This is a genomic window from Algoriphagus sp. SE2 (genome assembly GCF_039563885.1).
Taxonomy (GTDB): Bacteria; Bacteroidota; Bacteroidia; order Cytophagales; family Cyclobacteriaceae; genus Algoriphagus.
This window is the reverse complement of record NZ_JBCLWJ010000002.1, coordinates 228,101-253,506: the sequence shown is the minus strand read 5'-3', so window position 1 is coordinate 253,506 and position 25,406 is coordinate 228,101. Positions and strand designations below refer to the sequence as shown.

Here is a 25,406-nt window from a genome sequence, read left to right as displayed (position 1 = left end):
AGGACGCAATCGTATTTATACCGTCATTGCGAGGTGGCCATTTTGCTGACGCGGCAATCCAGGTTTTAGCAACGTTACGAGGAACGAAGCAATCCCGATAATTTACTACGAGATCGCCGTGCTCCTTCGTCGCTCGCTATGACGGTCCAATACATCATAAATCTGAAATCCTAAATCCTACATCCCTTACTCGCTCTTGATCGCTTTCACCGGATTAGAATTCGCGGCTTTTAAAGATTGGAGTGTAACTGTTAAAAATGCTACTCCCATAATAGTAACAGCTGACAAAGGGATAAACCACCACTCAAAATTGATTTTATACTGGTATCCATCTAACCAATCCTGCATCAACCAGAAGGCCAGCCCCGAGCCTATCACAATCGACATAAATACAATCAGAATAAACTCCTTGTTGATCACCTGAAGGATAGAGAAGGTAGAAGCTCCCAATACTTTTCGGATTCCAATTTCCTTAGTCTTTTGCTCTGCGATATGGGCTGATAATCCTAACAGACCCAAGCAGGAAATAAGGATGGTCAGAATGCTAAAGTACTCCGCCAAGTCTCTGAGGCGCACATCTTCTTGATACAGACGTGCATAATTCTCATCCATAAAACTGTATTCAAATGGGAATTCTGGGTTTAGATTAGCTGCAGTTTTCTCCAGATAGGCAATTGTTTCCTGAATATTTTCTGTATTGACTTTCACATAGCCTTGCCAGGTATTTATTGGATCTAACAACAAAATTGCAGGAGCAACGCTTTGTCGGAAGCTTTCAAAATGAAAATCTTTTACCACGCCAATAATTGACCTTTCCACATCCCACATTCTAAAAAATTCCGAACCTTCATGATCCTTTTGCATCAAATCATAAGCAGTTTGGTTCAAAATAGCCCCAGAAGTAGAATCCGAACCGTTCAATAGATCAAAAGCTCTTCCTTTGATCAGTTCCATTCCTGAAGTTTTAATAAAATCATAGTCAACCCTGATCACCTCAAAAAGAGCAGCATTTTCCGGATCTTTACCTTCCCAGGAAACTCCACCTGTATTAGAATTCCTTCCCATAAATCCAAAGGAAGATCTGCTTACCGCTTCAATATTTTCATTCTTTTCGAGTTCGGTTTTAAAGACATCAAAGCTTTCCAGAAGTTTTCCTTCCAAGGGAATCTGAATCAGTTGATCTTTGGAATAGCCCAAATCCTGATTCATGGCAAAACTGATCTGCTTATAAACGACTAGGGTGGAAACGATTAAGATGGTAGCCAAAATAAACTGAAAAAGCACCAACCCTTTTCTAGCCATCACAACTCCTTTACCGGCCTTCGTAAATGATCGGAAAACGGAGACAACTTTCGTGGCTGACAGATAAAATGCCGGATAACTTCCTGCCACCAAACCAGTGAATAGGATGATGCTCAATAACCTGATCCAAAAAAGACTCGATAGATATGGGACGAACATTTCTTTTCCGGTCAAATTATTGAAAATCGGAAGCGTGGCCTGAACCAAAATTAAAGCGATGATCCCGGAGAAAAATGAAATCAAAATTGATTCGCTCATAAACTGAAAAACCAATGACTTTTTATCCGCTCCGGCGACTTTTCTTACGCCCACTTCCTTCGCCCTTTTTTGGGATTTGGCAGTGCTCAGATTCATAAAATTAATGCAGGCAATAATCAGCACAAACAGTCCGATCATCGCAAAAAGCTTCACATTTTTGATTCTTCCTTCTATTTTCTGGCCGTCTTTCCAACCCCCATGGAGGTAATAATCTCCATAAGGATAGGCAAACAATCGAACATTGGATTCCTCACTTTTATCCTGGATGTAGTTCTCCATGCTTGCAGAAAACTTATCTCCATCTACCCCTTCACGTAATCGAATGACAGTCCTTGGACCATTATTGTCCCATTCTTCCAACCAGTCATTCTCTTCAAAATACAGGGAATATGGAAGCACAAAGTCAAACTTCATGGTGGAACTGTTTGGATAATCATTTATCACACCTTGAATAATGAAATTTTTAGAGTCTGTGCCACTTTTAATCTCTACATCCTCACCCACGACGTCTGTTCTACCGAATAGCGAAATCGCTCCACTTTCAGTCAAGACCACATGATTATTTTCTGTGAGCATAAAATTGAGATCGCCCTCTACTACCCCATAATCATAGATTTTAAGCAAATCAGGCATGACATGCATGCCCTCCAGCTTGATCCGTTTGTCTCCTATCACGAATAAATAATTCTCAAGCCAGGTATAGGTAGCAGCATATTCCACATCAGCAAGGCTTTCCTTCATACTTTCCGCCAGCACACCGGGGGTAGAAGCCGTCGTAAAAATATTAGTCCCATAAGACTGATGCTCCATCATTTGATAGACTCTTGCCACCTCCGGTAATTCCTTATTGACATTCATCTCAGAATTCACCCAAAGTCCGATCAGGATCGCTGCCCATAAGCCTAGGGACAAACCAAAGAGATTGATAAAAAATGTGAGTTTATGCTTTGCAAAACCTCTCAAAGCAATTTTAAAATAGTTTTTGATCATGGCTTTATAGTTGGGATGTGGAATAGTTGGTCTGTTTCAGCGAATTGGAAGATTGATAAATCAGCTCATCCATTTTTTCCTTGATACTTGATACTATTAAAAGATGCATGTTGATCCCAAACAGTTGCATAGAAAGTGCCAACGAAGCAAAAAAGCCCCATACGCTTCCTAAAAGCTATTTTTTCAAGGTGCTGTTTGTCCGACTTCAATCGATTTTGCGCGCTCTCGGACGAAAAATTTAAAACATTGATTCTGATCCCCTTATCTGGATTAAAAAAATGTGAATTCAATTCTTATCAGTACAGATGAACTCAAATGAGACTCTATTTGCTCAGGGGAGGGATAAATTGCAATAAATTGACAATCAACTTTAAAAAATTGAATCTCTCCAGTTTTTAAATTTTATAAAGATTACTGTCCATCTAGAAAAAATCTTATTTATATTAGAAAAATTCAATGTTAAAATAAGGAACTTTTTAAATCATATTTTTATCTAATTCGCTTATTTCAACCAAAAACATCGCTATGAAAAATCCTTTAAAATCAGGCAATCAAACCGTCTTGATTTTACCCTTATTCATTTTGGCAGTGATCTTCCAGAATTGCCAACCTAAAGTACAAGAAGCCTCTCAAACTTCAGAAATAGCAATAAAAGAAGCTGCGGAAAAGCCTGAATATTTTTATTTGAGGCCTGAAGTAGAAAAAGCTTATGGATACACCCACGCAGTAAAAATCGGGAATGATATCAAAATCTCCGGCGCAGTCAGCATGGACGATGAGGGCAATCCTACAGCCATTGGCAATATGGAAGAACAAATGAAAAACTGCTATGCAGATCTGGGGAAAATCCTAAAACACTTCGGGGCCACCTTTGACGACGTGATCGTAGAGAATGTTTTCACCACTGATATGCCAACATTTTTAGAGGCATCAGTTTACAGAAACAGCATTTATACCAAGCAATTTCCTACCGGCTCCTGGCTGGGAGTGAAAGATTTAGCCTTGCCAGAATTGATGATTGAAATAGAACTAGAAGTACACCTAAACAAATAACCAATAAAACTATGAGCACCTCTTCAAACACAGCACTTATCGACACATTATACACTCATTTTGGCAAAGGTGAAGTTCCTGAAGTACTTGCCATGATGGATCCAAATATTATTTGGAACGAGGCAAGCAGCAGCACCTATTCAGATGGCAATCCATATACTAGCCCAGAGGCTGTTTTAAATGGGGTTTTTGGCAGAATCATGGGGGACAATGAGTACTTTCTTTTGGAAAATATCCAACTGACTACTTTGGGTTCAGACAAAGTATTAGCTAAACTTAATTACAGTGGGAAATTAAAAAGCACTGGGGAAGCCTATATCACCCATGTAGTTCATGAGTGGACTATTGGCGATGGAAAAGTCAAAGCCTTTCAGCAATACATAGGGCTAGGTAAACAATAGGCAGTAAGCAGTGGGCAGTGAATCGAATGTAGTTCCGATAGACAGTTGTCAGTCGAGATTCAACCATAATGTTAGAAAAACAAATTAAAAAATCTATGAAAGTAACACAGCAATCCCCATGGGTACAACCTAGATTTATTTTTATGCTAATAGCTATAGCGATTTTGACGTTGCTGGCAGGAAAATTCATTCTACATGATGCTTTACCCTATTATAGTTTTGACCCTGAAGTCTTTGGAAGATGGAAGGATTTTCAGTTCTCTTTGATTGGACACATATCAGGAGGCTTGATTGCCCTGCTCATTGGACCAATTCAATTTTGGGAATCCTTCCGAAAATCCAATTATAAAATCCATAGAATTTTAGGCAAAATCTACCTTGGGGCTATTCTATTGGGAACAGTTTCCTCTACTTATCTAGCTTGGAATACAGCGATAAAAATCAATATCAACTGGGCTTTAGCACTCCAAGGACTTGCTCTTGCTTGGTTTGTGACAATAGCATTTGCCTATCTATCAATCCTCCGGAAGAACATTGATCTCCATCGGGAATGGATGATCAAAAGCTATGTTGTCACTTTTGCATTTGTCTCTTTTCGATTCATGAGTGATTTACAAATCCTTCAGGATCTTGAGATTAATGGAGAAACTCTGATTTGGGTATCTTGGGTAATCCCTCTCCTAATTACGGAGATGATTTTGAGCTATAAAAAATTGAGCTGAAAGTCTATTCTTTAAAAATGAAATCACATGAGTTCCCATGTGATCCTCTCATGCTTCCTGATGTTCTTTGTCTTGCTTCTTAGTTGCACAGAAAAACCTGCACCCGGCAAGCAAGTGCTGATCAAAGAAGGGTTTAGCAACCAAGTGTTGGATGCCTACTGGTTGTGTCTTCCCAAAGCCTATGACGTGCAAAAGAAATGGCAGCTGATCATCTACCTTCAAGGAGGCAATGCAGCAACTAGCCCAAGCCCGAACACAATCAAAAATGGGGGCCTTTTTATTTCCTAACAAAGCAGCAAGAAACCCTTCCAGACTCATTTGTCATCGTAAACCCTCATATGAGAACGGGCCGAATGGAACAGAGGCAGTGGTTTGATTCATATCATCAACCAAACGATTCGCAACCATCAGGTAGATTCTGACAGAGTCTATCTGACGGGTGTGAGTAGAGGTGGACATGGCACCTCGGGGTTGGCTAAAAAATATCCCGAAAAATTTTCTGCCATTGTACCGATCGCAGGCGCTTTATCTTGCAAATCCAACTGTGAAGGTATGGCTGATTTACCAATGTGGATTTTCCACAACGACTGCGATCCTGTAGTAGACTATGAATACCCGCAAACTGCTGTAACGTATTTGGAGCTGAATTGGAAAGACCATTTATCAAAAAATCGAAATTGGATTTAGATCAGAGTAGGATCAGCTCCAACTCTATTTTCACCACCTTTGCTAGCGATGAACATGGAGGTGCGGCGGAACAGTTTTATTCATCCAATCTGTTCTATCGTTGTCTTCTCCATAAAAAACGAGAATGAAAATCCAGATTTTTTCAACTAGTTCTATTTAAGCTACTTAACAATTGAGTATCTTAACAGAAACCTACCACCTAATCTGCCACTACTCAAACAATTTACCGATTGTTGCAATCCTCTCAACCCAATGAATCAACCACAAATTCTTTTTTATTTTAACCTGAAATAACCCATAGGATGAAAGAAATTACAATTAAACTCACTATCGATGAAGCTAACATGGTGTTAGAATCATTGGGCCAAATGCCCTTTGACAAGATTTATACCCTCGTTCAAAAAATCCAGGAACAAGCTGCAAAACAGCTCAACAACGGACAGTCCGAAGAGGAAGCTTAAAATAATAAACTAAAATTGGTCTCAAGTGTATAAAACCTAGATTGGTTCCGGAAATAAATACATCAGATCCTTTAACTGACTACCCACTTCCGAAGTACCCCCTCCCACCTCGGAGGTACCCCCCTCCCCCTAGGATATCCCCCCCAGGGGGTTAAAAGAATCAACGGAGATTCTCTTTATATATCGCGAGACTCTTTTTGTATCAAGCGAGACTCTTTTTGTATCAACGGAGATACTCTTTGAATATCGAGAGACCCTTTTTGAATCAACGGAGACTCTTTTTACCTATTCGTTGATTCTTTGACCCGTCCTGAAAATAGGTGATAGTTATTGTAATAAAACTGAATTGGCTTTACAGTAGAAAGCCTGATTGTGATTTACAGAGATTTCTATAATCCTGATTTAAGTAGACAGGAAAGGGTCTAATCCTGCTTTCGGTTGTCTTTTAATTTACTAATTCTAAATTTTCTTGTCCTTTTTTACATTAATCCTCCAATTACTTTACTTCTTTTTTTGTAGTCGTTAATCAGCTTGTCAACTAATTAAAAATAATCCTGTTTTTCATTGTCACTGGGATGGCAAATCCTAAAAAAACTAGACAGGCTGCTCGGTATTACTGGATTGGCCTATCCGGCTCTTTCCTCGGAGTCAATAGGCTTTTCCAAACCAAACTCCTGCTTCAGAATTTCGTTGAATCTTTCGGCTTTAAGTCTATTTTGCTTCGGTCTATGGGACAAAGACCGAGGTGTACAGTCAAGGAGACGGCGTGGCGGGTTTTAACTTGCGGAGGAAAATTCCCCTCAATTTTTCTAACTTTAGAATACACCAAAATTTTTGATCTATGACCCTGCTGATTTTACCATGGCTCGTACTTTTATTTCCCCAAGACAGCCCAACCTTCGAATCCCAACTTATAGACTCCAATGTTTCCATAGGCTATGGCGTGGTCGTAGGTGATGTGGATGGAGACGGAAAACCGGATTTGATTTTAGCAGATAAGAAACAATTTGTATGGTACCGAAACGGGGATTGGAAGCGCTTTGTATTGGCAGAAAACTTGACCGAGCGGGATAATGTCTGCATTGCAGCGCGGGATATAGATGGAGATGGAAAGGTAGAGATAGCCGTAGGTGCGCAATGGAATCCGGGAGAAACTAGTAATGAAGCTGAATCCGGTTCGGTACATTACTTAATCAGGCCAGCCGATCCTACTCAACTTTGGACAGCAGTGCAACTTCCGCACGAGCCAACGGTGCATCGCATGTATTGGGTGAAAACAGGGAACGATACCTATCAGCTCATCGTGCTTCCACTTCACGGTCGGGGAAACAAAGTAGGCGAAGGAGCAGGAGTGAAAGTGATTGGCTATGAAAAAGCTGAAGACCCCAATAATCCTTGGAAAACCAACCTTATCGATGAATCCATGCATCTTACACATAATATGATTTCCAAAGACATTGGCGTAGGTGAAGGCGAGACGATTTTTATTGGGGGAAAAGAAGGAATAAAAAGCTTTTCTTTTCAGGACGGTAACTGGTTTGCCGGGCCTACTCAAGAATCCCCTCCAGGGCATCAATCCTTTGGAGAATTGAGTTTGGCAGAAATCCCAAATGAAGGCATGCTGCTCGCTGGAATAGAATCCATGCATGGAAATCAGGTGACAGTTTATCTTGCCCCTTCTCTTAAATCACAAAGCCTCGAACCAAAGCGATTGGTATTAGATGAAAGTCTTAAAGAAGGACATGGGATTGTGACAGGGGATTTTTTGGGAAACGGGACCATCCAAATCGTGGCTGGATGGCGCATGCCAAATGAAGCAGGAGATATAGGAGTCAAACTATATGAGCCAGGAAACGAGGACTACACCGAATTCAAATCCCACTGGATCGATCAAAACGGTATGGCAACTGAGAGTCTTACTGTAGCCGATCTCAACGGGGACGGAAAACTCGATCTGATCGCCTCTGGCCGGTCCACCAACAACCTAAAAATTTACTGGAATCAAAGGAAGTAAGGCAGGTACATCATTTCCTATTCTCCTGTAGAAAGGCTTGCCTACCGGTAGGCGGCAATCTCATCAATGTCTCTCGGACTTTCATCATTTTATTTACTCTACAAGACACAGGCCGAGGTGAAGGTAGCAAAACCATTAAAATGGTTTACCGGAGCAGGTAATATTTCCTAGCCCACGATTTAAACCCTGGGCTACATTTTAAATTCAACACCTAGCGTAAATGGCTTCAGCCATTTTTCAAGTAAATAAAATGAATCTTTATTATTATAGTTTGGAAGTTCATTTTTAGAGTATGATGAGTCTATTCAAATAAAAAACTGCTTTTCGATATCGGGTATAGGAGTAGTTAAAAACAAGACATTTTTATTTTTTAGAATTTGTAATTCGAAATTTACAGTACTTTTCGGCCTTTGTGGCTTCGCGGGAGCCTTTTTGATCTTTGCGGTTAAATAAAGAAAAACCTTCCAAATAGAAATTGCTATTCGCCTTAGTCAAATCAGTGCTTCAGTCTGAGTCGGCCCCGTATAGCTGTCGGACGTAATTCCAATCAATAATTCTAACTCATTTATAAGGGTTAAAAACATAATCCTGAAACCCTTTAAAGATCCTTCTCTCACCCTTTAAATATCAATGTAAAACTTAATAGATTCATTCCAGACCTATTTTAGTTTTCATACTTATTACAAACTTTTTAGATTACTGGTTACTCTTCGGTTTCTCATTTAATGCTTTTGTTTTTCCAAACTAGCCTTGCAAAGCCAAAATGATAGAAGTATTTTAAGAAGCTTTCTAGAGATATAAGTCAATATTTTCAAGGAATTAAAGTAGATAAAGTCCATTCGCAACTATCTAGAATGTTCCTGTTTCGACCATCACCTTAAATAATGATCATGAACAAATATAAGAACCTCCATCTTTGGATGCTTTTCCCTTTTATTATCATGCAAGCTGGAATATTCCCTTTTTATTGGCCTACTTTTTCTCAAGAATATTGGGGCGTTCATGTTCATTATTGGCTTGCTTCCACCTGGTACTTTTTCTTAATTAGCCAGCCTTATTTGGCTACCCATGGAAAATTGGAAAAGCATCGAACAAATGGAATTATAGGTTTCTTTATCGCTGGAGGAGTGATTTTTTCTGCAATAGTGATGTTGATGGGTGATATGCACAATGCAGGCATGATTGAAAACAATCCCGAAAGCAGCAATCTTACACCTGAATTTCTCTATGGAGTGGTGGTGATTGAATTGATACTCATAACTGCATTTATTTATTCAATCGTTCAGGCCATCGTCAAGCGTAAAAATTTAGAGGAACATGCCTGGTGGCTTATTGCAGGTTTGTTTTATATTATGATGCCTGCAGTAGGAAGAGGATTCTTTTTCGTGATAGCGGTATTGAAAGGTGGGTTATTCGAAGTGCCTTTGTATGTCCCGAACAATATTGCAACTGCTGTAATAATTTCCATGCTGTTACTATTTGCATGGAAATACAAAAAACTAAATCACCAAGCGACATGGATTGGCATAGCCATTAACTTGACTACCCTTTTACATAGGTCCATTGGTTCAAGTGAAGCGGTTCAGTCTCTACTAAAATCTATGATTTTATATAGGCCCTAAGCCCAGATTAAGGCTTAACTTAAAAGATTCATAATAGCCTTATTTTAGAATTCTTACTTCAAACCTACTTTCTTTGACATCCATATTTGTTCTGGTTTTCTGATTCAAAGCTTTTGTTTATTTCAAACAAAACTTGCAACCCAAAAATGGTAAAGTATCATTAAAAGCTTTCCAGAAATAAGAGTTGGTAATGTTATTATAAATAATAGGTTAAATAAGGATAGTAGCTAAACTAATTTAGATGGAAATAGAAAGATTGATTTAAAATTAATTGGTTGTCCCTATTACAAAAACATATATTATTATGGCAAAAATTATTTATTACGTAGCTAGTTCCATTGATGGTTTCATTGCAGGAGCAAATGATGACATCAATGACTTTTTACCTGATGGAGCGGGGGTTGAAAAGTATTTATCCGACCTACAAAATTTTAAAACTGTAATCATGGGAAGAAGAACTTATGAATTTGGATATAAATATGGACTTGAACCAGGACAGCCTGCTTATCCTCATATGGAACATTTCATTTTTTCCGATTCATTGAGAATAAAGAAATTGGCTGAAACAGTCCATATCGAGAAGAAATCAATCGAAAGAGTTAAGGAAATAAAAGAATCAGCAAAAGGTGATATTTACTTATGTGGTGGTGGGACATTCTCAGGATGGCTTTTGGACAATGGGCTTATTGACCAACTCAAATTGAAATTAAATCCAATTATTCTTGGGGAAGGAATTCGGCTATTTGGTAACTCAACAACAAAAGCTAAATGGAGTTTGAAAGACACCGAAAATTTTGATGATGGATTAAAAATCCTCACATACGATATTGGAAAAGGAACCTAATCTTTAAATGGACTGTGAAAACAAACTTTAATACACGCTCAGGTACCTAAACGCTTCTTTTTTTTATAGTTGATTTCCAAGCCTTAAATCAAATTTTATTAGAGAAACCAGTTCCTAATTTCTAAAAGTAAATTAGATTATAAAAAACCTTTGAGTTTTTAAAAAACTCAAAGGTTTTTTGCGTGAGAACTTTTCTCTTGGACGTATTAGTTTAGTTTTTGTGGATTAAAATCTGACATCATACATCCTAAATCATTTTTCAATTATCCCCTCATTCGCTTTTCAGTGAATTGACCGGATTGGCTGTAGCAGCTTTGATGGATTGATAGCTTGTTGTAAGCAGGGCAATCGCAATGGCAAACAGGCCGGCTCCCAAGAATACCTGCCAACCTAAATCCTGCTTGAACTGATAGTCTTCCAGCCATTTTCTCATGGCCCACCAAGCTATCGGAGAAGCAATTAAAAATGCAATCAATACTAGCTTGGCAAACTCCTTTGAAAGCAATACAATAATACTTCCGATGCTCGATCCTAAAACTTTTCGGATACCGATTTCTTTGGTTCGCTGCTCTGCAGTAAATGCTGTCAGGGCAAATAATCCCAAACAAGCTATCACAATGGCAAATCCCGCAAAGATCCCGAAGACTTTACCCAAACGTGTTTCTGCTGCATACATATTCCCAAATCGATCATCCAAAAAGGAATAAGTAAAAGGCTGACCGGGCGCGAATTTATTCCAGGTAGCTTCTACAAATTCGATTACTTGATCGGTATTGGCAGCATTAAATCGGAATGACGCTATTCCCTGTGGTCTTTCGCTTAAGAAAATCATCACTGACCCTATATTCTCTTTCAGAGACTCAAAATGGAAGTTTTTTACGATCCCTACAACGGTCTTACTTTGCAGCTCATCTAAGTTCATGGTCTCATTGTCACCGGCTAAGGTGTAGATTTTCTGTCCGATGGGATCTCCCTCAAAATTGAATTGAGCTGCGGCAGTTTCGTTTAGGATGACAGCACTGGAATCTGAAGGGAAATCTATAGAAAAATCCCGCCCTTCAGCAATCTCCATTCCCATGGTCTTGACATAATCGTAATCCACACTCCAGTTCTGAAGACTGACCATATTTTCAGTTTGTTTGGGATCCTTTCCCTCTGCCCACCAAGGAGTATCACTTCGCCAAGTTCCTGCCACCGGTAAAAAACCAGTGATCGTACCCGACTCCATCATACTATTTGAGAGAATCTCCCGCTTAAATGATTCCGCCTGATCGCCAAGTGCATATATATCATCTACGGTAATGATCTGATCCTTATTAAAGCCAATCTTCTTATTTTGGATATAATTCAGTTGGTTGAAAACGGCAACTGTTGCAATGATCAAAATGATGGAAATAGAAAATTGAAATACGACTAAAGAGCTTCGGATAATACCACTTTTCATTCCAGAGGAAACTTTTCCTTTTAAAATACTCACCGGCTTAAATCCAGATAGAAAAAAAGAGGGGTATGTTCCTGCCAAAAGGCCTGTTCCAATGGCACCAAGAATCAAAATCGTATAAAAAGTAACCTGCGAAAATGGAATCGAAAGGGATCTACCTGCCAAGTCATTGAAGACAGGAAGCAGCAAAGCCACGATAGGAATCGCAATCAAGAATGAAATCACACTTAATAAAATAGACTCCATCAAAAACTGTCGGATCAGGTGTGATCTAAAAGATCCCATTACTTTTCTAATGCCGACTTCTTTGGCTCGATTTGAAGATCTTGCCGTGGAAAGATTCATGAAGTTTATACAGGCAATGACCAGAATAAACAAGGCAATTGCCACAAAAAGGTAAACGTAAGTGATATTAAAATTAGGCTCAAACTCCCCCATCAGGTCACTTTTCAGATGTATATCCAAAAGTGGTTGAACTTCATATTCCATTTTGCCTCCATCTGCTAACATTGCATCCAAAGAAGCTCCCTCACCAAAGACCTTGCTTAATTCGGGTTCTACATTTTTCTTGACCAGAGATTTCAGCTTTTCATTGAATGCGTCTATGTCTGAACCTTCCCTCAATTTCAGGTAGGTTGGAAAATTATTACTTAACCAAGAGGTGGATTTCGCCTCTTCTAAACCCTCCATTGAAAGCAAAAAATCAAAATGAAAATGGCTATTTTTTGGAATATCCTCAAACACCCCCGTTATTCTAAAATCCTCATCATTATCTAAAATCAATGATTTTCCTAAGGCACTTTCTCCGGGAAAATATTTTTCAGCGGCACTTTTGCTAATGGCCATAGTATTTGGCTCTGCCAAAACCCCATCTGGACTTCCTTCTAAAAGTGAGGTTCCAAATACATTAAAAAAGTCTTTACTGGCCCAGATCACATTATTTTCTTTGATGTTTTGATCCGTTTTTTTAACAAGATAAGAGCCTCTCTGTCTAAAATTTACAGCGTATTCCACTTCTGGAAATTCTGCTGGCAGAGCCTCAGCCATAGGAGCCGGAGCTTGGATCATATTCCAATGGTTCCCTCCAAAAATGATCTCAGCATGTATTCTATAAATATTGTCTGCATCCTTAAAATGCTTATCATAGGAGAGCTCGTTGATGACAAAAAGTGAGATAATCATACAAACTGCTACTCCAACAGATAATCCCAGTATATTTATAAAGGTATAGAACTTATGCTTTTTTAAGTTTCGAATTGCGATTTTGAAGTAGTTCTCAAACATGATGTGCTGGTTTAGGTTGGTTTCCAAAATTCAGGAACTCAAGCTCCCTTTATCGATTAGATGCATCCTTGTAGCTTAAGGTTGCACCAGATTTTCATTTTTAAAGAGATTTATTTATTTGATAAGATTAATTATTAGCCCTTAAAACATTTCTAATCAAGACTTTAATAACTTCTCATTATTTCTTTTCCAAGATAAATCATTGCCTCAAATGGTACCGAGAAGTATCCTGAAGAAATTCCTTTCTGTTTGAAGAATATCTAGGTTCTCATATCAAAAGAAGAATTCCTACTTAAATCGATATTACCTCGATTCGCCCATAATGACGAATTGAATTAAGGATTGCTCCATCCTATCTGTAAACCTATCTACAACATCCACCTCATAAATCTTACATCCCAAAACCTATCACTCACTTCTTAGAGAATTAACAGGGTTAGCAGAGGCAGCTTTGAAAGCTTGATAACCAACTGTGGACAGTGAAATAAGAATTAATAGCATACCAGAACCTGCAAAGATCCACCAACTCAAATCTGTCTGATAGGCATAGGTTTGAAGCCAATTATTTGCGAAATACCAGGCAATTGGAACTGCAATGATGATTGACACCAAAATCAAAACAATAAAATCTTTTGAAACTAAACTCAGGATGCTGACCAAAGAGGCCCCCATCACTTTTCTTACTCCTATCTCCTTCTTTCGCTTCTCGGCAGTAAAAGCTGCCAATCCAAAAAGCCCCAAACAAGAAAGAAAGATCGCTGTCGTTCCAAAATATTTAGCTAGGTCAGAAGCCCTTTGTTCGGAAGCATAAAGAGACTGATAATCCTCATCCATAAATGAATAGTTCAAAGGTTGACCAGTAAACTTTTCATAAACTTCAGAAATTCCAGCAATGCTTGCCTGTTGATCATTCGATTCAATTCTCACCATAACTTTTTGAGCAAAAGTTGGATCGTATTTTAGAAATGCAGGCTTTACAGTTTCTTTGAGGGACTCAAAATGAAAGTCTTTTACCACTCCGATCACTTCTTTGTCCTCACCCCAGAGGTTGACAATCTTACCTACAGGATCCTGAAAACCGATGGTTTTCACAGCAGCTTCATTTAAAATGATCTTTTTGTCTTCTTCTCCAAATTCAGGGGAGAAAGCACGTCCAGCTGCCATTTCAAAGCCCATAGTTTCGATCAATCCCATGTTGACCGTAATATTTTCAAACTTCACCTGCTCTTCTTCATTTTTCCCCTCCCATGTCAATCCGATTGTAGAACTCGCCAATCCCACTAAAGGATGAGATAGACTGGAAGCACTACTTACACCAGGTACTTTTTTAGTTTCCTCGAGATAAGTGGCTAGTTGATTTGGGGCGATTCCAGAAGCATTCAACTCCAATAATTGAGCTTGATTGTATCCTAGATTTTGGTTTTGAATGAAGTTCATCTGCTTGCTCAAAACCGAGATCCCGATAATCAATAAAAGGGAAATGGAAAACTGAAATATAACCAATCCTTTTCTTGCCAGAAGCTCACCAAAGCTCCCATTGACATTAGACTTCATTACCTCTACAGGTTTGAACTTAGAAAGGTAAATAGCAGGGTAAATACCTGCCAGTAGTCCTGTAAGTAACCAAACTCCCAACAAGATCAAAATGACATCTGGTTGGAAAGAAAGCATAAGTGTTTTGGAAGTGACCTGATTGAAAAATGGCTGCAGGGCATAGGCTACAAAAACAGCAATCACCACAGCAAACAACGTCAGAACCAAGGATTCGGTAATAAATTGGGAAAACAATCCTCCCCGGCTAGCGCCCATAGATTTTTTAACTCCAATTTCCTTCAACCTGCTCATGGATCTGGCTGTGGTTAAATTCATGAAATTAATGCAGGCGATAACCAGAATAAAAATTGCAATCATAGAGAAGATTTTTACATAGCTGATTCTTCCACCTGCTACTTTTCCATCTTCATAAGTACCGTATAAGTAAGTTTCTCCAAATGGCTGTACAAAAACAGAGACGTTGGATTCAGCTTCTTTATTTTTAATAAAATCTGCAATCTGCTCATCGAATGAGGCTATATCTGTTCCTTCTTTCAATAAGACTGTTGCGGTAGCATTGAAATTATCCCAATGTGCTCCATCCCCTAACATATTTTTGAAAAAGGGAAATGCGAGTAAAAAGTCTGGCTTGATTAAGTCTAGCTTTCCAAAGTCTTTATAAACACCGGTCACTTCTACCTCATTTTTAAAATCAAATACTTGCCATTTCAGAGATTTGCCCAATGCCAGTTGAGGACTTCCGAATAGCTTGTTGGCCAAAGTTTCAGAAATAGTAATTCCATTGATATCAGTCAATACTTTTTCTGGATTTCCTGCCAAGAAATCCACATCGAAAATCTGGAAATATTCCTGGTCGACGAAGTATCCATCGCCTTCCATTTTTGTGTTTCCCTGCTCAAAAGCAACCCCTTCAATAAAAGGGGAAATGGCTGTGGCAGCCTCCACTTGCGAAAGCTCAGCACTCATTGCCTCTGCCATTTCTGCGGGAGTATAAGGAATAGTAACAATTCCGGTAGAGTTATCGTGATTGGTCATCACCTGATAAATCTGATCTATCTTGCTGTGGTAGCGGTTGATGCTAACTTCATCTTTGACCCAGAGCATGATTAGAATAACCGTGGTCAATCCAATTGTTAATCCGAAAAGATTAATTGCAAAAATATGCTTGGACTTCATGAAACTTCTGAAGGCCAATAAGATCTGATGACGTAACATGGAGGTGTTGGTTTAGTGATGGTTTTTAAACGTCATTGCAAGTAGAGCGAAGCAATCTCGTTTTATTTGATCTTCCCTTGGTTATCAGGAAAATCAATTCATTAAAACGGGACTGCTTCATCGTTACTCCTTGAAGTGACTGAACAAGCTTCTAACTTTTTATACGTGAAACTGCTCTCTGATATTCTCTGTCACCACTTTACCATCAAATAAGTTGATCGTTCTGTGGGCATAGTTGGCATCGTGAGGAGAGTGAGTAACCATCACAATGGTCGTTCCTTCGTTATTTAGTTCTTCCAGAAGTCTCATTACTTCTTCGCCATTCGTAGAATCCAAGTTACCTGTAGGTTCATCGGCAAGAATCACTGAAGGTTTTGCTACAATCGCTCTGGCAATTGCCACACGCTGCTGCTGACCACCGGAAAGTTGCTGAGGAAAATGGTTTCTCCTATGCATGATATTCATACGAGTTAGGACTTCTTCCACACGGGTCTTTCGCTCATCGGCAGGAATTTTTAGATACAAAAGCGGAAGCTCTACGTTCTCAAACACAGTCAGTTCATCGATAAGATTAAAGCTCTGGAAAACGAATCCAATGTTTCCTTTTCTCAAAGAAGAACGCTGTCTTTCTGAGAACTTTGCTACTTCCTGATCCAAGAAATAATATTCCCCATCATCGGGATTATCCAATAAGCCCAGGATATTAAGCAAGGTAGATTTTCCACATCCTGAGGGACCCATGATGGCGACAAATTCGCCTTTTTTAATTTCTATCTGGATGCTGTCCAATGCAGTAGTTTCTACCTCTTCGGTCGCATACATTTTTCTTAGATTGACAGTTTTAATTACGTTGGTCATAGGTGTTTTTTTTATTTCCAGAAATCCGGTATCAAAGGTCAGATCCGGTTCATCCAGCGGTTTTGTATTTATTTTATTTTCGACTTAATTGATTTCTTTCTTATTATTAGATGATCAGGTTCACAAAATAGTTGCATAAACCTCTTTCATCTTGGTAAATTCTTTTTTTGAGATCGTCTTTTTTTAGATATCAAATAAGAATTTCTCTTTCTTTAATTCAGTTCCAAAACTTCATTATCCCCGAAGTTCTCATAACCTGAGACAATGACTTTTTCTCCTTCAACTAGACCTTCTAACACTTCGTAGTATTCAGGATTCTTTCTACCCAATCTGATATTCCGCTTCTCGGCATTTCCAGCAGCATTCAGAACAAATACCCAATTCCCTCCGGTATCCTTAAAGAAGCCTCCAGTTGGCAACAAGAGACTTTGCTCGCTGTCTCCCAACTCCAACCTGATTCTTACACTTTGGCCTCTACGGATGCCACTTGGACTCTCTCCTGTAAATTTCATATCTACTTCAAACCGACCATTAGTGATCGTTGGGTAAATTTTCATTATCTCCAACTCATGATCTACACCACTGAGCGTGAACTTGCCTCGAAGTCCTTGACCGATTCTTGGTAAATACAGTTCGTCAATAGGTACTCTTACTTTAAATTCATCCAATACATCTATTTGTCCATATCGCTCGCCTGAATTGATAGCTTGACCGACTTCGATTTGTTCCATGGCAAGTTGACCTGAAATAGGTGCTTTAATTATCAGATTATTCAAAATCTGTCCTACTCCGTTCAAGGAAGCATTCATTCTATTTTCTGACTGCCGAAGCTGGGCAAGTTGATAAGCCCTTGCTATAGAATCACTTCTATAAGAAGCATAGGTTAATTCTTTACGCTTTAAATTATATTCATACTGCTCAGCGACCTCTTCAAATTCTCTGTCAGAAACCAATTTTTTCTCATGGAGCTCTTTGAACCTTTTATATTGTGGTTCAAGGAGACTGATCTGATAATCTATTTCTGCCAATTGACCTTGCTGACTCAAATCGTTTTGATCTAAAAAAAGTCGTGTTTGACGTAAATTATTTATTTGCTCATATAGCATGGTTTCCCTCTGCATCACATCGAGCTGCAAATTAGAGTTGGCCATGATCAAAATAGTATCACCTACATCCACCAAAGCACCGGACTCCCTAACGATCTCAGCAACCATCCCACCTTCAACCGCATCGAGGAAAAAAGTCTGTGCCGGTTCAATTTGACCAGAGACTAATATGTAATCAGTAAATTCTCCGGTAGAAACAGTGGCGATGCTCAGACGATCCTTTTCAACATTCATTGTAGATCGATGATCAGCAAACCCGATTTGATAAATAATTCCGAAGAGCAAAACTGCTCCTCCGACAATCCATGCAATCCTCCTGGGCGTCCAGGTCTTCTTTTGTATTTTTCTATCCATTGTGTGTATCTGCCATTTTCGGCTGACACTGATATGCCAAATGGTATGCCACCAAAAAAACAGCCTTCTATGGCTTATTTTAAAGGTTTGAGGGTATTTACCAGCAAGGCTCCCGAACATTTTTGTTCGCATGCGAACAAAACCCGCTCAACTTTCTTTAAATTATGGATCGCCAGAAACAATCATCTGATTATTGAAAATGGCTTTTAATTGAAATAGGAGAGTATTTCTTTTGAATTTCTTAAGAATTTCTAATTCGGTATGCTTTTGGAATACATACTGATACCTATTTAAATATGGTAAAAAGAAAAAATTCTACTCTTTAATTAACCAATCTATAAATGAGTGAGCAAAAAATTGGAAAAATTCTCATTATTGATGACAATGAAGATCTACTCAAAGCTGCCAAAATTTTTCTTAAAAGACATTTTGCCCAAGTAGATACAGAAACCAACCCGGATTTACTACCCATTCTCACCCATAATGAGCAATATGATGTCATTATGCTCGATATGAATTTTACAAAAGATGTAAGTTCAGGGCAAGAAGGTTTTTATTGGCTTGACCGAATTCTTGAATTAGACCCATCTGCCGTAGTAGTGCTAATAACAGCTTATGGGGATGTTAACCTTGCTGTAAGGGCAATAAAGGAAGGAGCTACTGATTTTGTTCTTAAGCCCTGGGAAAATGAGCGTTTGTTGGGCACTTTAAACTCTGCCCTTCAGCTCCGCCAGAAAAAATTGGAGGTGGATCTACTCAAAGATCAAAAGCACACCCTTCAGCAGGATATAGACCGGAAGTTTTCGGAAATAATTGGTCAAAGTCCTGCCATGCAAAAAGTTTATGAAACAATAGAAAGAGTTGCATCAACGGACGCCAATGTTTTAATACTTGGAGAAAACGGAACAGGAAAGGAATTAGTAGCCCGAGCTATCCATAGACATAGCAGAAGAAATAAAGAAGCTTTTGTAGGAGTAGACCTTGGTTCAATCACACAGTCTCTTTTTGAATCAGAGCTCTTTGGACATAAAAAAGGGTCATTTACTGATGCTAAAGAGGACCGAGCAGGACGTTTTGAGCAAGCTCATAAGGGAACATTATTTTTAGATGAAATAGGTAACCTTCCTTTGCCTCTTCAAGCCAAGCTATTGGCTGTTTTACAAAACAGACAAGTAACCCGAGTTGGGGCGAATAGATCTGTAGATGTAAATATCAGATTGATTTCAGCTACCAATATGCCGATTCACAATATGGTGTATGACAATAGTTTCAGACAAGATCTTTTATATCGAATCAATACCATCGAAATCCAACTTCCTCCACTAAGGGAAAGAGAGGATGATGTGATGCTCTTGGCAAATCACTTTATTCAATTCTATTCTAAGAAATACAATAAAGATATCAGAAAGGCTTCCGAACCACTCATCAAGCGAATGATGAAGTACCATTGGCCAGGAAATATTAGGGAATTACAACATAGTATAGAAAGAGCAGTAATTATGAGCAATCATAATGTACTTCAACCAGAAGATTTGTTTTTGCAAAAAATGCAGCAGCCTGAGCAAAAAGATGAATCTGTAAGTTTAGAACACTTGAATATTGAAGATGTGGAAAGAATTCTAATCCGGAAAGCTTTACAAAAACACAATGGACATATTACCAGAGCCGCAGAGGAGTTGGGGCTGACCAGATCATCTTTATATCGCAGATTAGAAAAATATGGTTTATAAGCGGTTTTCAATGGGCGTAGGCCTGAGGATCTTGCTGATAATCCTTTGTTTGTACTTGGGACTATGGCTTTTTTACAGTCAAGATTTATGGTTAGCCCCAGGTATTTTGGGTATCATTGCACTGATCCAAATTGGTGAATTGATTTACTATGTGAATTCAGTCAACCATAAACTTGCCAGGTTTCTTGACTCAATTCGATACACTGATTTTTCGAGTTCTTTCACTTCAGACAGCCAAATGGGTGGTTCCTTCCGTGAAGTCAATGTGGCTTTTAATGAGGTCATGAATGTTTTTAAGCAGACCAGAGCCGAGAAGGAAGAACAAATGCTTTTCCTTCAAGTCATTATTCAGCACATAAATTCAGGGATTATTTCATTCAATGCTGATGGTAAAATCGGTGTCATCAACAATGCAGCAAAACAATTATTACAAATCCCTCAATTTCGTGATATCTCTGATTTAGGGAAATTATCTATTTCTCTTTTGGAGCAGGTTTTAGAAATGAAACCCGGTCACAGGATTTCTTATAAAGTAAATCCCAACCTCCATTTGATCATTCAATCTACTTCTTTGAAAATGGGTGGCCAAAGCTGGACCTTACTCTCGCTACAAAATATCAACGCTGAACTTCAATCTAACGAATTGGAAGCTTGGCAGAATCTTACAAAAGTACTTAGACATGAAATCATGAATTCCATTACACCAATTTCTAGTTTGGTGGATTCATTGAGTACAATTTTAGAGGAAGATTCTTACGTTCAGAAAGAAGGTTTTTTGATCAAGAAAGATGGCTATCAGGATATCCAGGAAGGGCTAGAGACAATAGCCAATAGAAGTAAAGGTCTTGTTAATTTTGTGAACGCCTACAGAGATTACACCAATATTCCTTTGCCAAAAAAGAAATTTATACCTGTTAAATCTCTTTTTGAGAACGTTTTGATTTTAATGAAGGAGGATTTAAAGTTATCCGAGGTAAAAATTGAAACAGAAATTATTCCAGGGGACTTGGAAATCCACTGTGATCCTGATCAAATAAACATGATTCTGATCAATCTGATAAAAAATGCGAGTGAATCTCTTCAGCAACAAGCCGATCGTACTATCTGGGTATCAGCATTGAGTCAGGGAGATGCCGGTACATTGATACGAGTTGAAGATCATGGCCCTGGAATTATTCCTGAAGCATTGGAAAGGATATTTGTACCTTTTTATACAACCAAAAAAACAGGGTCAGGAATTGGATTAGCTATCTCCAGACAGATTATGAACTTGCATAGAGGAACGCTTCAGGTTACTTCAATTCCTAATGAAAAAACTGTTTTCACTTTGTCATTTCGGTAATTAGCGGTTATACAAAGAAGAATAATAATCCGTGTAGAAATTATAAACGTCAGGAAGTTGGCGGTTGAGATCTTTTATTCTTTTAAATACAAATACGGACTGGGCAATCAATTCTTTTTCGCTGTTTACCTTCAATGGAGCCAAGCCCCTATTTTCGACATTGAATAAAAGACCTGAGGGACCAATTATTTCATATCCTTCCTTCTTCTTTCTCTTTTCAAAATTGAATATTTCGCCATCCATGAAAGCTAAATTTCCAGACTGGAAGCTATTCAAACTATTTCCTTCTGCAAAAAGCTGATCAGATTCCAAATCTATAATCTTGCATTTTTTATTACTGTTATTCAACAAAATTCGATATGATTTTGAACCTAAAATCAAATCTGCATATTCAAGGCTTTTATCAATTTCTAAATTTGCCAATGATTGATCTTCTGAGACCAAAGGCACTGCAAATGTGGGAGTTTCCCAAGTAGAAGTTTGAGCAAAACCTGAACCGATTATCAAAATAAATAATGAGATCCCTAGAATTGAATTTTTCATAATTATGGCCATTTAAATACTCTTTTTACGCTACTAAAAATCTAATGTTTACTTTCTCATCCCCATTAACCAAATTATCCAATCCATCTTTTTTTAATTCTATTTGCTAATACTTCGCTTTGGGTGTTTTATTGTAATCAAAGACTTTGTACCTTATATAAAAAAGATTTTATGGAAGAAAATATCACCATACAAACCCAAATAGCTTTCCACAACTTAGATGGTCTCATCAATGGGATTTCCATGGATGGAAGAATTACTAAAAGTGAGTTTGATGCGATTAAATCATGGTGCCAAACCCATGATAGTTTGAGCCATGAGGAGCCTTTTGCATCTTTGCATCATGAAATAATAGAAATAATCAATACCGGAGTTTTGGGATCCGAAGAAATTCATGAGATCAAGGATATTTTAAATCGATATGCTCCAAAATTTAAAGAAAAAGATAAGGTAAAAGCTGATCTACATTACTTACAGGGCATCTGTTACGGAATAATGGCAGATGGAGATATAAACAAATATGAACTTAATCTTCTTCAAAAATGGCTTGATGATAATTCCCATTTGAAGGATCAATATCCTTTCGATGAAATTACTCAAGTAGTAAAGAAGGTGATGGATGCAGGAAAAATCGGACATGAAGAATATCAATACCTAGTAAAATACTTTAAGGAATTTTTAAAAATAGAATAAAGAAAAGGCAGCAATGAAACTGCCTTTTTTTATTGATTGAATTCCATTGAATTTATATTAAAGGTGGACCAGATCGAAATTCCGGATTCCGTTTTTAGAATAAAATAAACGTCAGACGGATTCGCTATTTTTTGAATAGGAATTGAAACTACAAACCAATCTTCCCCTTTCTTCATTTGTTTAGAATCCAGCAATTTGCTTTCTCCTATTAAAACACCATCTACTCCTCCTGATCTAATTTCAATTTTACCTGAAATATTCCCAGGATTTACTTCTAGGTCTATCGATTCAATTCCAGATAAATCTAGATTTTTAAAGCTGAAGTAGGATTCTTTTTCAGTGAATTTGATGAAGCGGGAATTATTCTCATTTGACTTTGCAACATTGACAAATTCGTCAGCAATTGTAGGAGATATTTTAGGACTTCGAAGAATTAGTTGTTTAGAAGTTTTTAAAGCACCAATTCCGTTGGCTCCTTTATCTTCATAACTCGCTTGAATCAAATAATAAGAATCTGGTAAAACTGGCTCATCTAACTTATAAGACCCTGATAATGGCAATTTTATCTTCTTTGAATTTGGATTAGAATAGGATAAGATAAACTCAACCATTTCTTCAACTTTATCCTTTTCAAGATGAACATGTCCTGGCATTTGAGTATCCCCCCAAACTCCTGAACCACCATTAATTATTTTATTAGTCAAATAGGATTTAGCCTCGGTATCATCAGCATATTTTTTTGATACCTCAGAATAGGTCGGGCCAACAGATTTATTTTCCATGGCATGGCAACCTATACATCCTGATTGGTTTATTAGTGCTTCCCCTAAACTTATCACTTCTTCTTCAGGTCCAGTTTGGATGATATCATAGCCTCCTTGTAGGTAGTCAATGCTAAAGTTGATATCAGAATCAGAAATGGAAGTATCTTCTTTATCTGAAACCCTTACTTCATACATTACTGTTTCATTTCCAAAATAAAAGCTTTTGTTAGCTCCCCAGTCAATTGAAACTGTAGGTGCTTCATTTCCCACCAAAATATCAATGGATTCTGCTGTTGAAGCTCCGGATTGATCTGTTACTGTCAAGGTTGTTGTATACTCACCTGCTTTTTCAAATTTGAAAGTTGGATTCTTTTCAGAAGAACTCGCCTCACCATCAAAATCCCATTGGTAAGTCAATTGGTCACCTTCATCAACATCTACTGTACCTTCGGAAGAAAACCTTACTTCCAATGGAGCAGTTCCAGATTGCTTGTCAGCACTTATTTTTACAGAAGGTTTTCTGTTTCCAGCAGCAAATTCGATTCGATACAAACCTGAATCATCATTTTGTGATCGCCAGAAAGTACCGTATTCCAAAACATAGAGTGCTCCGTCTGGGCCATATTGCATATCAACTGGTTTATCAAAAACAGTTGAGGGCATAAATCTTTCTAAGGTATCCAGTTCATTATTTTCAGTGAGGCTGACCATAAAAATCCAATTTCTCATCCAATCATAAAAAAGGGATTTTCCATTATAATAGCCTGGAAACCTTACCTCCGAATCTTCATAATCCTCTCTATAATAAACAGGACCCGCCATGGCATTCCTTCCTCCAGTACCCAACATTGGAAATTCAACAGACTCATCATAGGGATACCAAATCAAGGGCTTTTGTGCAGGGGGCAAATTCTGGAGTCCAGTATTCCTTGGCGAAGTATTTATAGGAGCTTCTGGATCAAAAAGGAATAAAGACTCTTGTTTTTCAAAGTCAAATTTCCAGTACGATTTATTATCTCCCACAAAATAGGGCCAACCATAAAAACCCGGTTTGGTGGCTAAGTTATATTCATCATATCCTTTTGGACCTCTTGAAGAATCACTTGCGGACGCATCCGGCCCCACCTCTCCCCAAAACAAATTATCATTATGCTGGTCAATGGCTATCCGAAAAGGATTTCTATTTCCCATCACATAAATCTCAGGTCTGGTTCCTTCTGTCCCAACAGGAAATAAATTTCCTTCAGGAATCGTATAAGTTCCATCAGCCTCAGGGTGAATTCTAATTATTGAACCTCTTAAATCATTGGTATTACCGGAAGAACGCTGTGCATCCACGTTTTCAGGTCTGAACATGCGCTCATCAATAGGGTTAAAATTAATGGATTCAAAAGGAGTGGAATCATCCCCTAAAGACAAAAATAAATTTCCATGAGCATCAAATTCCAAAGATCCTCCAGAGTGACAACAATCTCTGTATACAGGGATCTCCAAAATTATTTTTTCTGAAGTGAGATCTACAATATTATTTTTAAAATCGAATCTTGAAAGTCTATTAATGGATGTATTTGGGGGAGCATAATAGAGGTAAATCCAATGGTTTATTTCAAAATTTGGATCTTTTGCCAAACCCATCAAACCATCTTCTCTTTCAGGGTAAACCTCTAGAAATCCTACTTCAATTAAATTACCAGTTTTATTTTGATATAGCCTGATCTTTCCGGCTCTTTCGATTATCAAAACGTCCAAATTGTTAAGAACCTCTAATTCCATAGGTTCATTAAGCTTCTCAACTAGGGTGACTTTTGTAAATCTACTTTCATCAGGTTTGACATTAGCGAAAGGATCTGAATTTTGTTTGGTACAACCAATCATGAAAAGACCCATGAAAGATGAAACCAACAACAGTTTTCTCATAAAAATAAACTTTTTAATTTATCGGTGTCAAAGGTAAAGAAATAAGAATTTCCCAAAATTACCGATCATGGATTTACTTATCTATCGAAAATAAAGCCATGGATAAATCTAAATTTTTCTAATAAAGTCATATCCAATTTTGATTCCATTACGTATTTGGAACAAAAAAGAGAAATTTCATCTTATTAAGCTGTAGTCAAAACACAATGTCTTGATTTATGGTTTTAACTTCATAGGATAAGATTCATCCT

The 25,406-nt window shown here is 38.0% G+C and carries 19 protein-coding genes; 12 read left to right on the top strand and 7 right to left on the bottom strand.

All coding sequences use genetic code 11. The annotated features are described in order from the left end of the window. Positions 1–186: 186 nt before the first annotated feature. Complete coding sequence (locus tag AAGF08_RS03240; RefSeq protein WP_343509524.1) at positions 187–2,550, bottom strand: FtsX-like permease family protein; 2,364 nt, start codon at positions 2,548–2,550, stop codon at positions 187–189. A 525-nt stretch (positions 2,551–3,075) separates the two neighbouring features. Between AAGF08_RS03240 and AAGF08_RS03235 the strand changes: the two genes are divergently transcribed. The 9 genes from AAGF08_RS03235 (at position 3,076) to AAGF08_RS03195 (ending at position 10,354) form a co-directional block, all read left to right on the top strand. Next, positions 3,076–3,603: a RidA family protein gene (locus AAGF08_RS03235; RefSeq protein WP_343509522.1), complete on the top strand. Its 528-nt coding sequence runs from the start codon at positions 3,076–3,078 to the stop codon at positions 3,601–3,603. Between the two features lie 11 nt (positions 3,604–3,614). Further along, positions 3,615–4,004 (top strand): ketosteroid isomerase, encoded by a 390-nt coding sequence (locus tag AAGF08_RS03230; RefSeq protein WP_343509519.1) that lies wholly within the window; start codon positions 3,615–3,617, stop codon positions 4,002–4,004. Between the two features lie 95 nt (positions 4,005–4,099). Continuing rightward, positions 4,100–4,726, top strand: coding sequence for a DUF2306 domain-containing protein (locus AAGF08_RS03225; protein ID WP_343509518.1), 627 nt, complete (start codon positions 4,100–4,102; stop codon positions 4,724–4,726). A gap of 39 nt (positions 4,727–4,765) precedes the next feature. After that, entirely contained in the window at positions 4,766–5,014 is a 249-nt protein-coding gene (locus AAGF08_RS03220) for a hypothetical protein (protein WP_343509517.1), read from the top strand. An 84-nt stretch (positions 5,015–5,098) separates the two neighbouring features. After that, positions 5,099–5,413, top strand: a complete 315-nt coding sequence (locus AAGF08_RS03215; RefSeq protein ID WP_343509516.1) for a PHB depolymerase family esterase — start codon at positions 5,099–5,101, stop codon at positions 5,411–5,413. Between the two features lie 302 nt (positions 5,414–5,715). Next, the gene (locus AAGF08_RS03210; protein WP_343509515.1) at positions 5,716–5,874 is read left to right on the top strand and encodes a hypothetical protein; all 159 of its coding nucleotides are present in this window, start codon (positions 5,716–5,718) and stop codon (positions 5,872–5,874) included. An 841-nt stretch (positions 5,875–6,715) separates the two neighbouring features. Further along, on the top strand, positions 6,716–7,888 hold the full coding sequence (locus AAGF08_RS03205; RefSeq protein WP_343509514.1) for an FG-GAP-like repeat-containing protein: 1,173 nt from the start codon (positions 6,716–6,718) through the stop codon (positions 7,886–7,888). Positions 7,889–8,778: 890 nt separating this feature from the next. Beyond that, complete coding sequence (locus AAGF08_RS03200; protein WP_343509513.1) at positions 8,779–9,510, top strand: hypothetical protein; 732 nt, start codon at positions 8,779–8,781, stop codon at positions 9,508–9,510. A 304-nt stretch (positions 9,511–9,814) separates the two neighbouring features. Then, the gene (locus tag AAGF08_RS03195) at positions 9,815–10,354 is read left to right on the top strand and encodes a dihydrofolate reductase family protein (RefSeq protein ID WP_343509512.1); all 540 of its coding nucleotides are present in this window, start codon (positions 9,815–9,817) and stop codon (positions 10,352–10,354) included. A 271-nt stretch (positions 10,355–10,625) separates the two neighbouring features. On the opposite strand, the gene AAGF08_RS03190 is transcribed toward AAGF08_RS03195, so the two are convergent. From AAGF08_RS03190 to AAGF08_RS03175, 4 genes are all read right to left on the bottom strand, one after another. After that, the gene (locus AAGF08_RS03190) at positions 10,626–13,079 is read right to left on the bottom strand and encodes an ABC transporter permease (protein ID WP_343509511.1); all 2,454 of its coding nucleotides are present in this window, start codon (positions 13,077–13,079) and stop codon (positions 10,626–10,628) included. Positions 13,080–13,487: 408 nt separating this feature from the next. Then, the gene (locus AAGF08_RS03185) at positions 13,488–15,848 is read right to left on the bottom strand and encodes an ABC transporter permease (RefSeq protein WP_343509509.1); all 2,361 of its coding nucleotides are present in this window, start codon (positions 15,846–15,848) and stop codon (positions 13,488–13,490) included. A gap of 159 nt (positions 15,849–16,007) precedes the next feature. Then, positions 16,008–16,706, bottom strand: coding sequence for an ABC transporter ATP-binding protein (locus tag AAGF08_RS03180; protein WP_343509508.1), 699 nt, complete (start codon positions 16,704–16,706; stop codon positions 16,008–16,010). 212 nt (positions 16,707–16,918) lie between these two features. Continuing rightward, positions 16,919–18,166 (bottom strand): efflux RND transporter periplasmic adaptor subunit, encoded by a 1,248-nt coding sequence (locus AAGF08_RS03175; RefSeq protein ID WP_343509506.1) that lies wholly within the window; start codon positions 18,164–18,166, stop codon positions 16,919–16,921. A 341-nt stretch (positions 18,167–18,507) separates the two neighbouring features. On the opposite strand from AAGF08_RS03175, the gene AAGF08_RS03170 reads away from it, so the two are divergent. Together AAGF08_RS03170 and AAGF08_RS03165 are read left to right on the top strand one after the other, a co-directional pair. Continuing rightward, positions 18,508–19,896 carry a sigma-54 dependent transcriptional regulator gene (locus tag AAGF08_RS03170; RefSeq protein WP_343509505.1) on the top strand — a complete coding sequence of 463 codons (1,389 nt, stop codon included), beginning with the start codon at positions 18,508–18,510 and terminating at the stop codon, positions 19,894–19,896. Then, positions 19,886–21,238 carry an ATP-binding protein gene (locus tag AAGF08_RS03165; protein WP_343509503.1) on the top strand — a complete coding sequence of 451 codons (1,353 nt, stop codon included), beginning with the start codon at positions 19,886–19,888 and terminating at the stop codon, positions 21,236–21,238. Before AAGF08_RS03170 ends, AAGF08_RS03165 begins: the two co-directional genes overlap by 11 nt. Here AAGF08_RS03165 and AAGF08_RS03160 read toward each other — a convergent pair whose 3' ends face one another. Further along, positions 21,239–21,781, bottom strand: a complete 543-nt coding sequence (locus tag AAGF08_RS03160) for a hypothetical protein (protein ID WP_343509502.1) — start codon at positions 21,779–21,781, stop codon at positions 21,239–21,241. It lies immediately after the preceding gene. Between the two features lie 171 nt (positions 21,782–21,952). Between AAGF08_RS03160 and AAGF08_RS03155 the strand changes: the two genes are divergently transcribed. Next, positions 21,953–22,474: a hypothetical protein gene (locus AAGF08_RS03155; RefSeq protein WP_343509501.1), complete on the top strand. Its 522-nt coding sequence runs from the start codon at positions 21,953–21,955 to the stop codon at positions 22,472–22,474. A 29-nt stretch (positions 22,475–22,503) separates the two neighbouring features. Here the strand turns inward: AAGF08_RS03155 and AAGF08_RS03150 are convergent, their stop codons facing one another. Next, positions 22,504–25,155: a PQQ-dependent sugar dehydrogenase gene (locus AAGF08_RS03150; protein ID WP_343509500.1), complete on the bottom strand. Its 2,652-nt coding sequence runs from the start codon at positions 25,153–25,155 to the stop codon at positions 22,504–22,506. Positions 25,156–25,406 lie beyond the last annotated feature (251 nt).

What these genes read in the sequence shown, in the direction of transcription:
- AAGF08_RS03165 (WP_343509503.1), top strand. Translation starts at nt 19,886, where the DNA reads ATGGTTTATAAGCGGTTTTCAATGGGCGTAGGCCTGAGGATCTTGCTG.
- AAGF08_RS03155 (WP_343509501.1), top strand. Translation starts at nt 21,953, where the DNA reads ATGGAAGAAAATATCACCATACAAACCCAAATAGCTTTCCACAACTTA.
- AAGF08_RS03225 (WP_343509518.1), top strand. Translation starts at nt 4,100, where the DNA reads ATGAAAGTAACACAGCAATCCCCATGGGTACAACCTAGATTTATTTTT.
- AAGF08_RS03190 (WP_343509511.1), bottom strand. Translation starts at nt 13,079, where the DNA reads ATGTTTGAGAACTACTTCAAAATCGCAATTCGAAACTTAAAAAAGCAT.
- AAGF08_RS03185 (WP_343509509.1), bottom strand. Translation starts at nt 15,848, where the DNA reads ATGTTACGTCATCAGATCTTATTGGCCTTCAGAAGTTTCATGAAGTCC.
- AAGF08_RS03235 (WP_343509522.1), top strand. Translation starts at nt 3,076, where the DNA reads ATGAAAAATCCTTTAAAATCAGGCAATCAAACCGTCTTGATTTTACCC.
- AAGF08_RS03170 (WP_343509505.1), top strand. Translation starts at nt 18,508, where the DNA reads ATGAGTGAGCAAAAAATTGGAAAAATTCTCATTATTGATGACAATGAA.
- AAGF08_RS03240 (WP_343509524.1), bottom strand. Translation starts at nt 2,550, where the DNA reads ATGATCAAAAACTATTTTAAAATTGCTTTGAGAGGTTTTGCAAAGCAT.
- AAGF08_RS03200 (WP_343509513.1), top strand. Translation starts at nt 8,779, where the DNA reads ATGAACAAATATAAGAACCTCCATCTTTGGATGCTTTTCCCTTTTATT.
- AAGF08_RS03230 (WP_343509519.1), top strand. Translation starts at nt 3,615, where the DNA reads ATGAGCACCTCTTCAAACACAGCACTTATCGACACATTATACACTCAT.
- AAGF08_RS03180 (WP_343509508.1), bottom strand. Translation starts at nt 16,706, where the DNA reads ATGACCAACGTAATTAAAACTGTCAATCTAAGAAAAATGTATGCGACC.
- AAGF08_RS03175 (WP_343509506.1), bottom strand. Translation starts at nt 18,166, where the DNA reads ATGGATAGAAAAATACAAAAGAAGACCTGGACGCCCAGGAGGATTGCA.
- AAGF08_RS03150 (WP_343509500.1), bottom strand. Translation starts at nt 25,155, where the DNA reads ATGAGAAAACTGTTGTTGGTTTCATCTTTCATGGGTCTTTTCATGATT.
- AAGF08_RS03195 (WP_343509512.1), top strand. Translation starts at nt 9,815, where the DNA reads ATGGCAAAAATTATTTATTACGTAGCTAGTTCCATTGATGGTTTCATT.
- AAGF08_RS03160 (WP_343509502.1), bottom strand. Translation starts at nt 21,781, where the DNA reads ATGAAAAATTCAATTCTAGGGATCTCATTATTTATTTTGATAATCGGT.
- AAGF08_RS03205 (WP_343509514.1), top strand. Translation starts at nt 6,716, where the DNA reads ATGACCCTGCTGATTTTACCATGGCTCGTACTTTTATTTCCCCAAGAC.
- AAGF08_RS03210 (WP_343509515.1), top strand. Translation starts at nt 5,716, where the DNA reads ATGAAAGAAATTACAATTAAACTCACTATCGATGAAGCTAACATGGTG.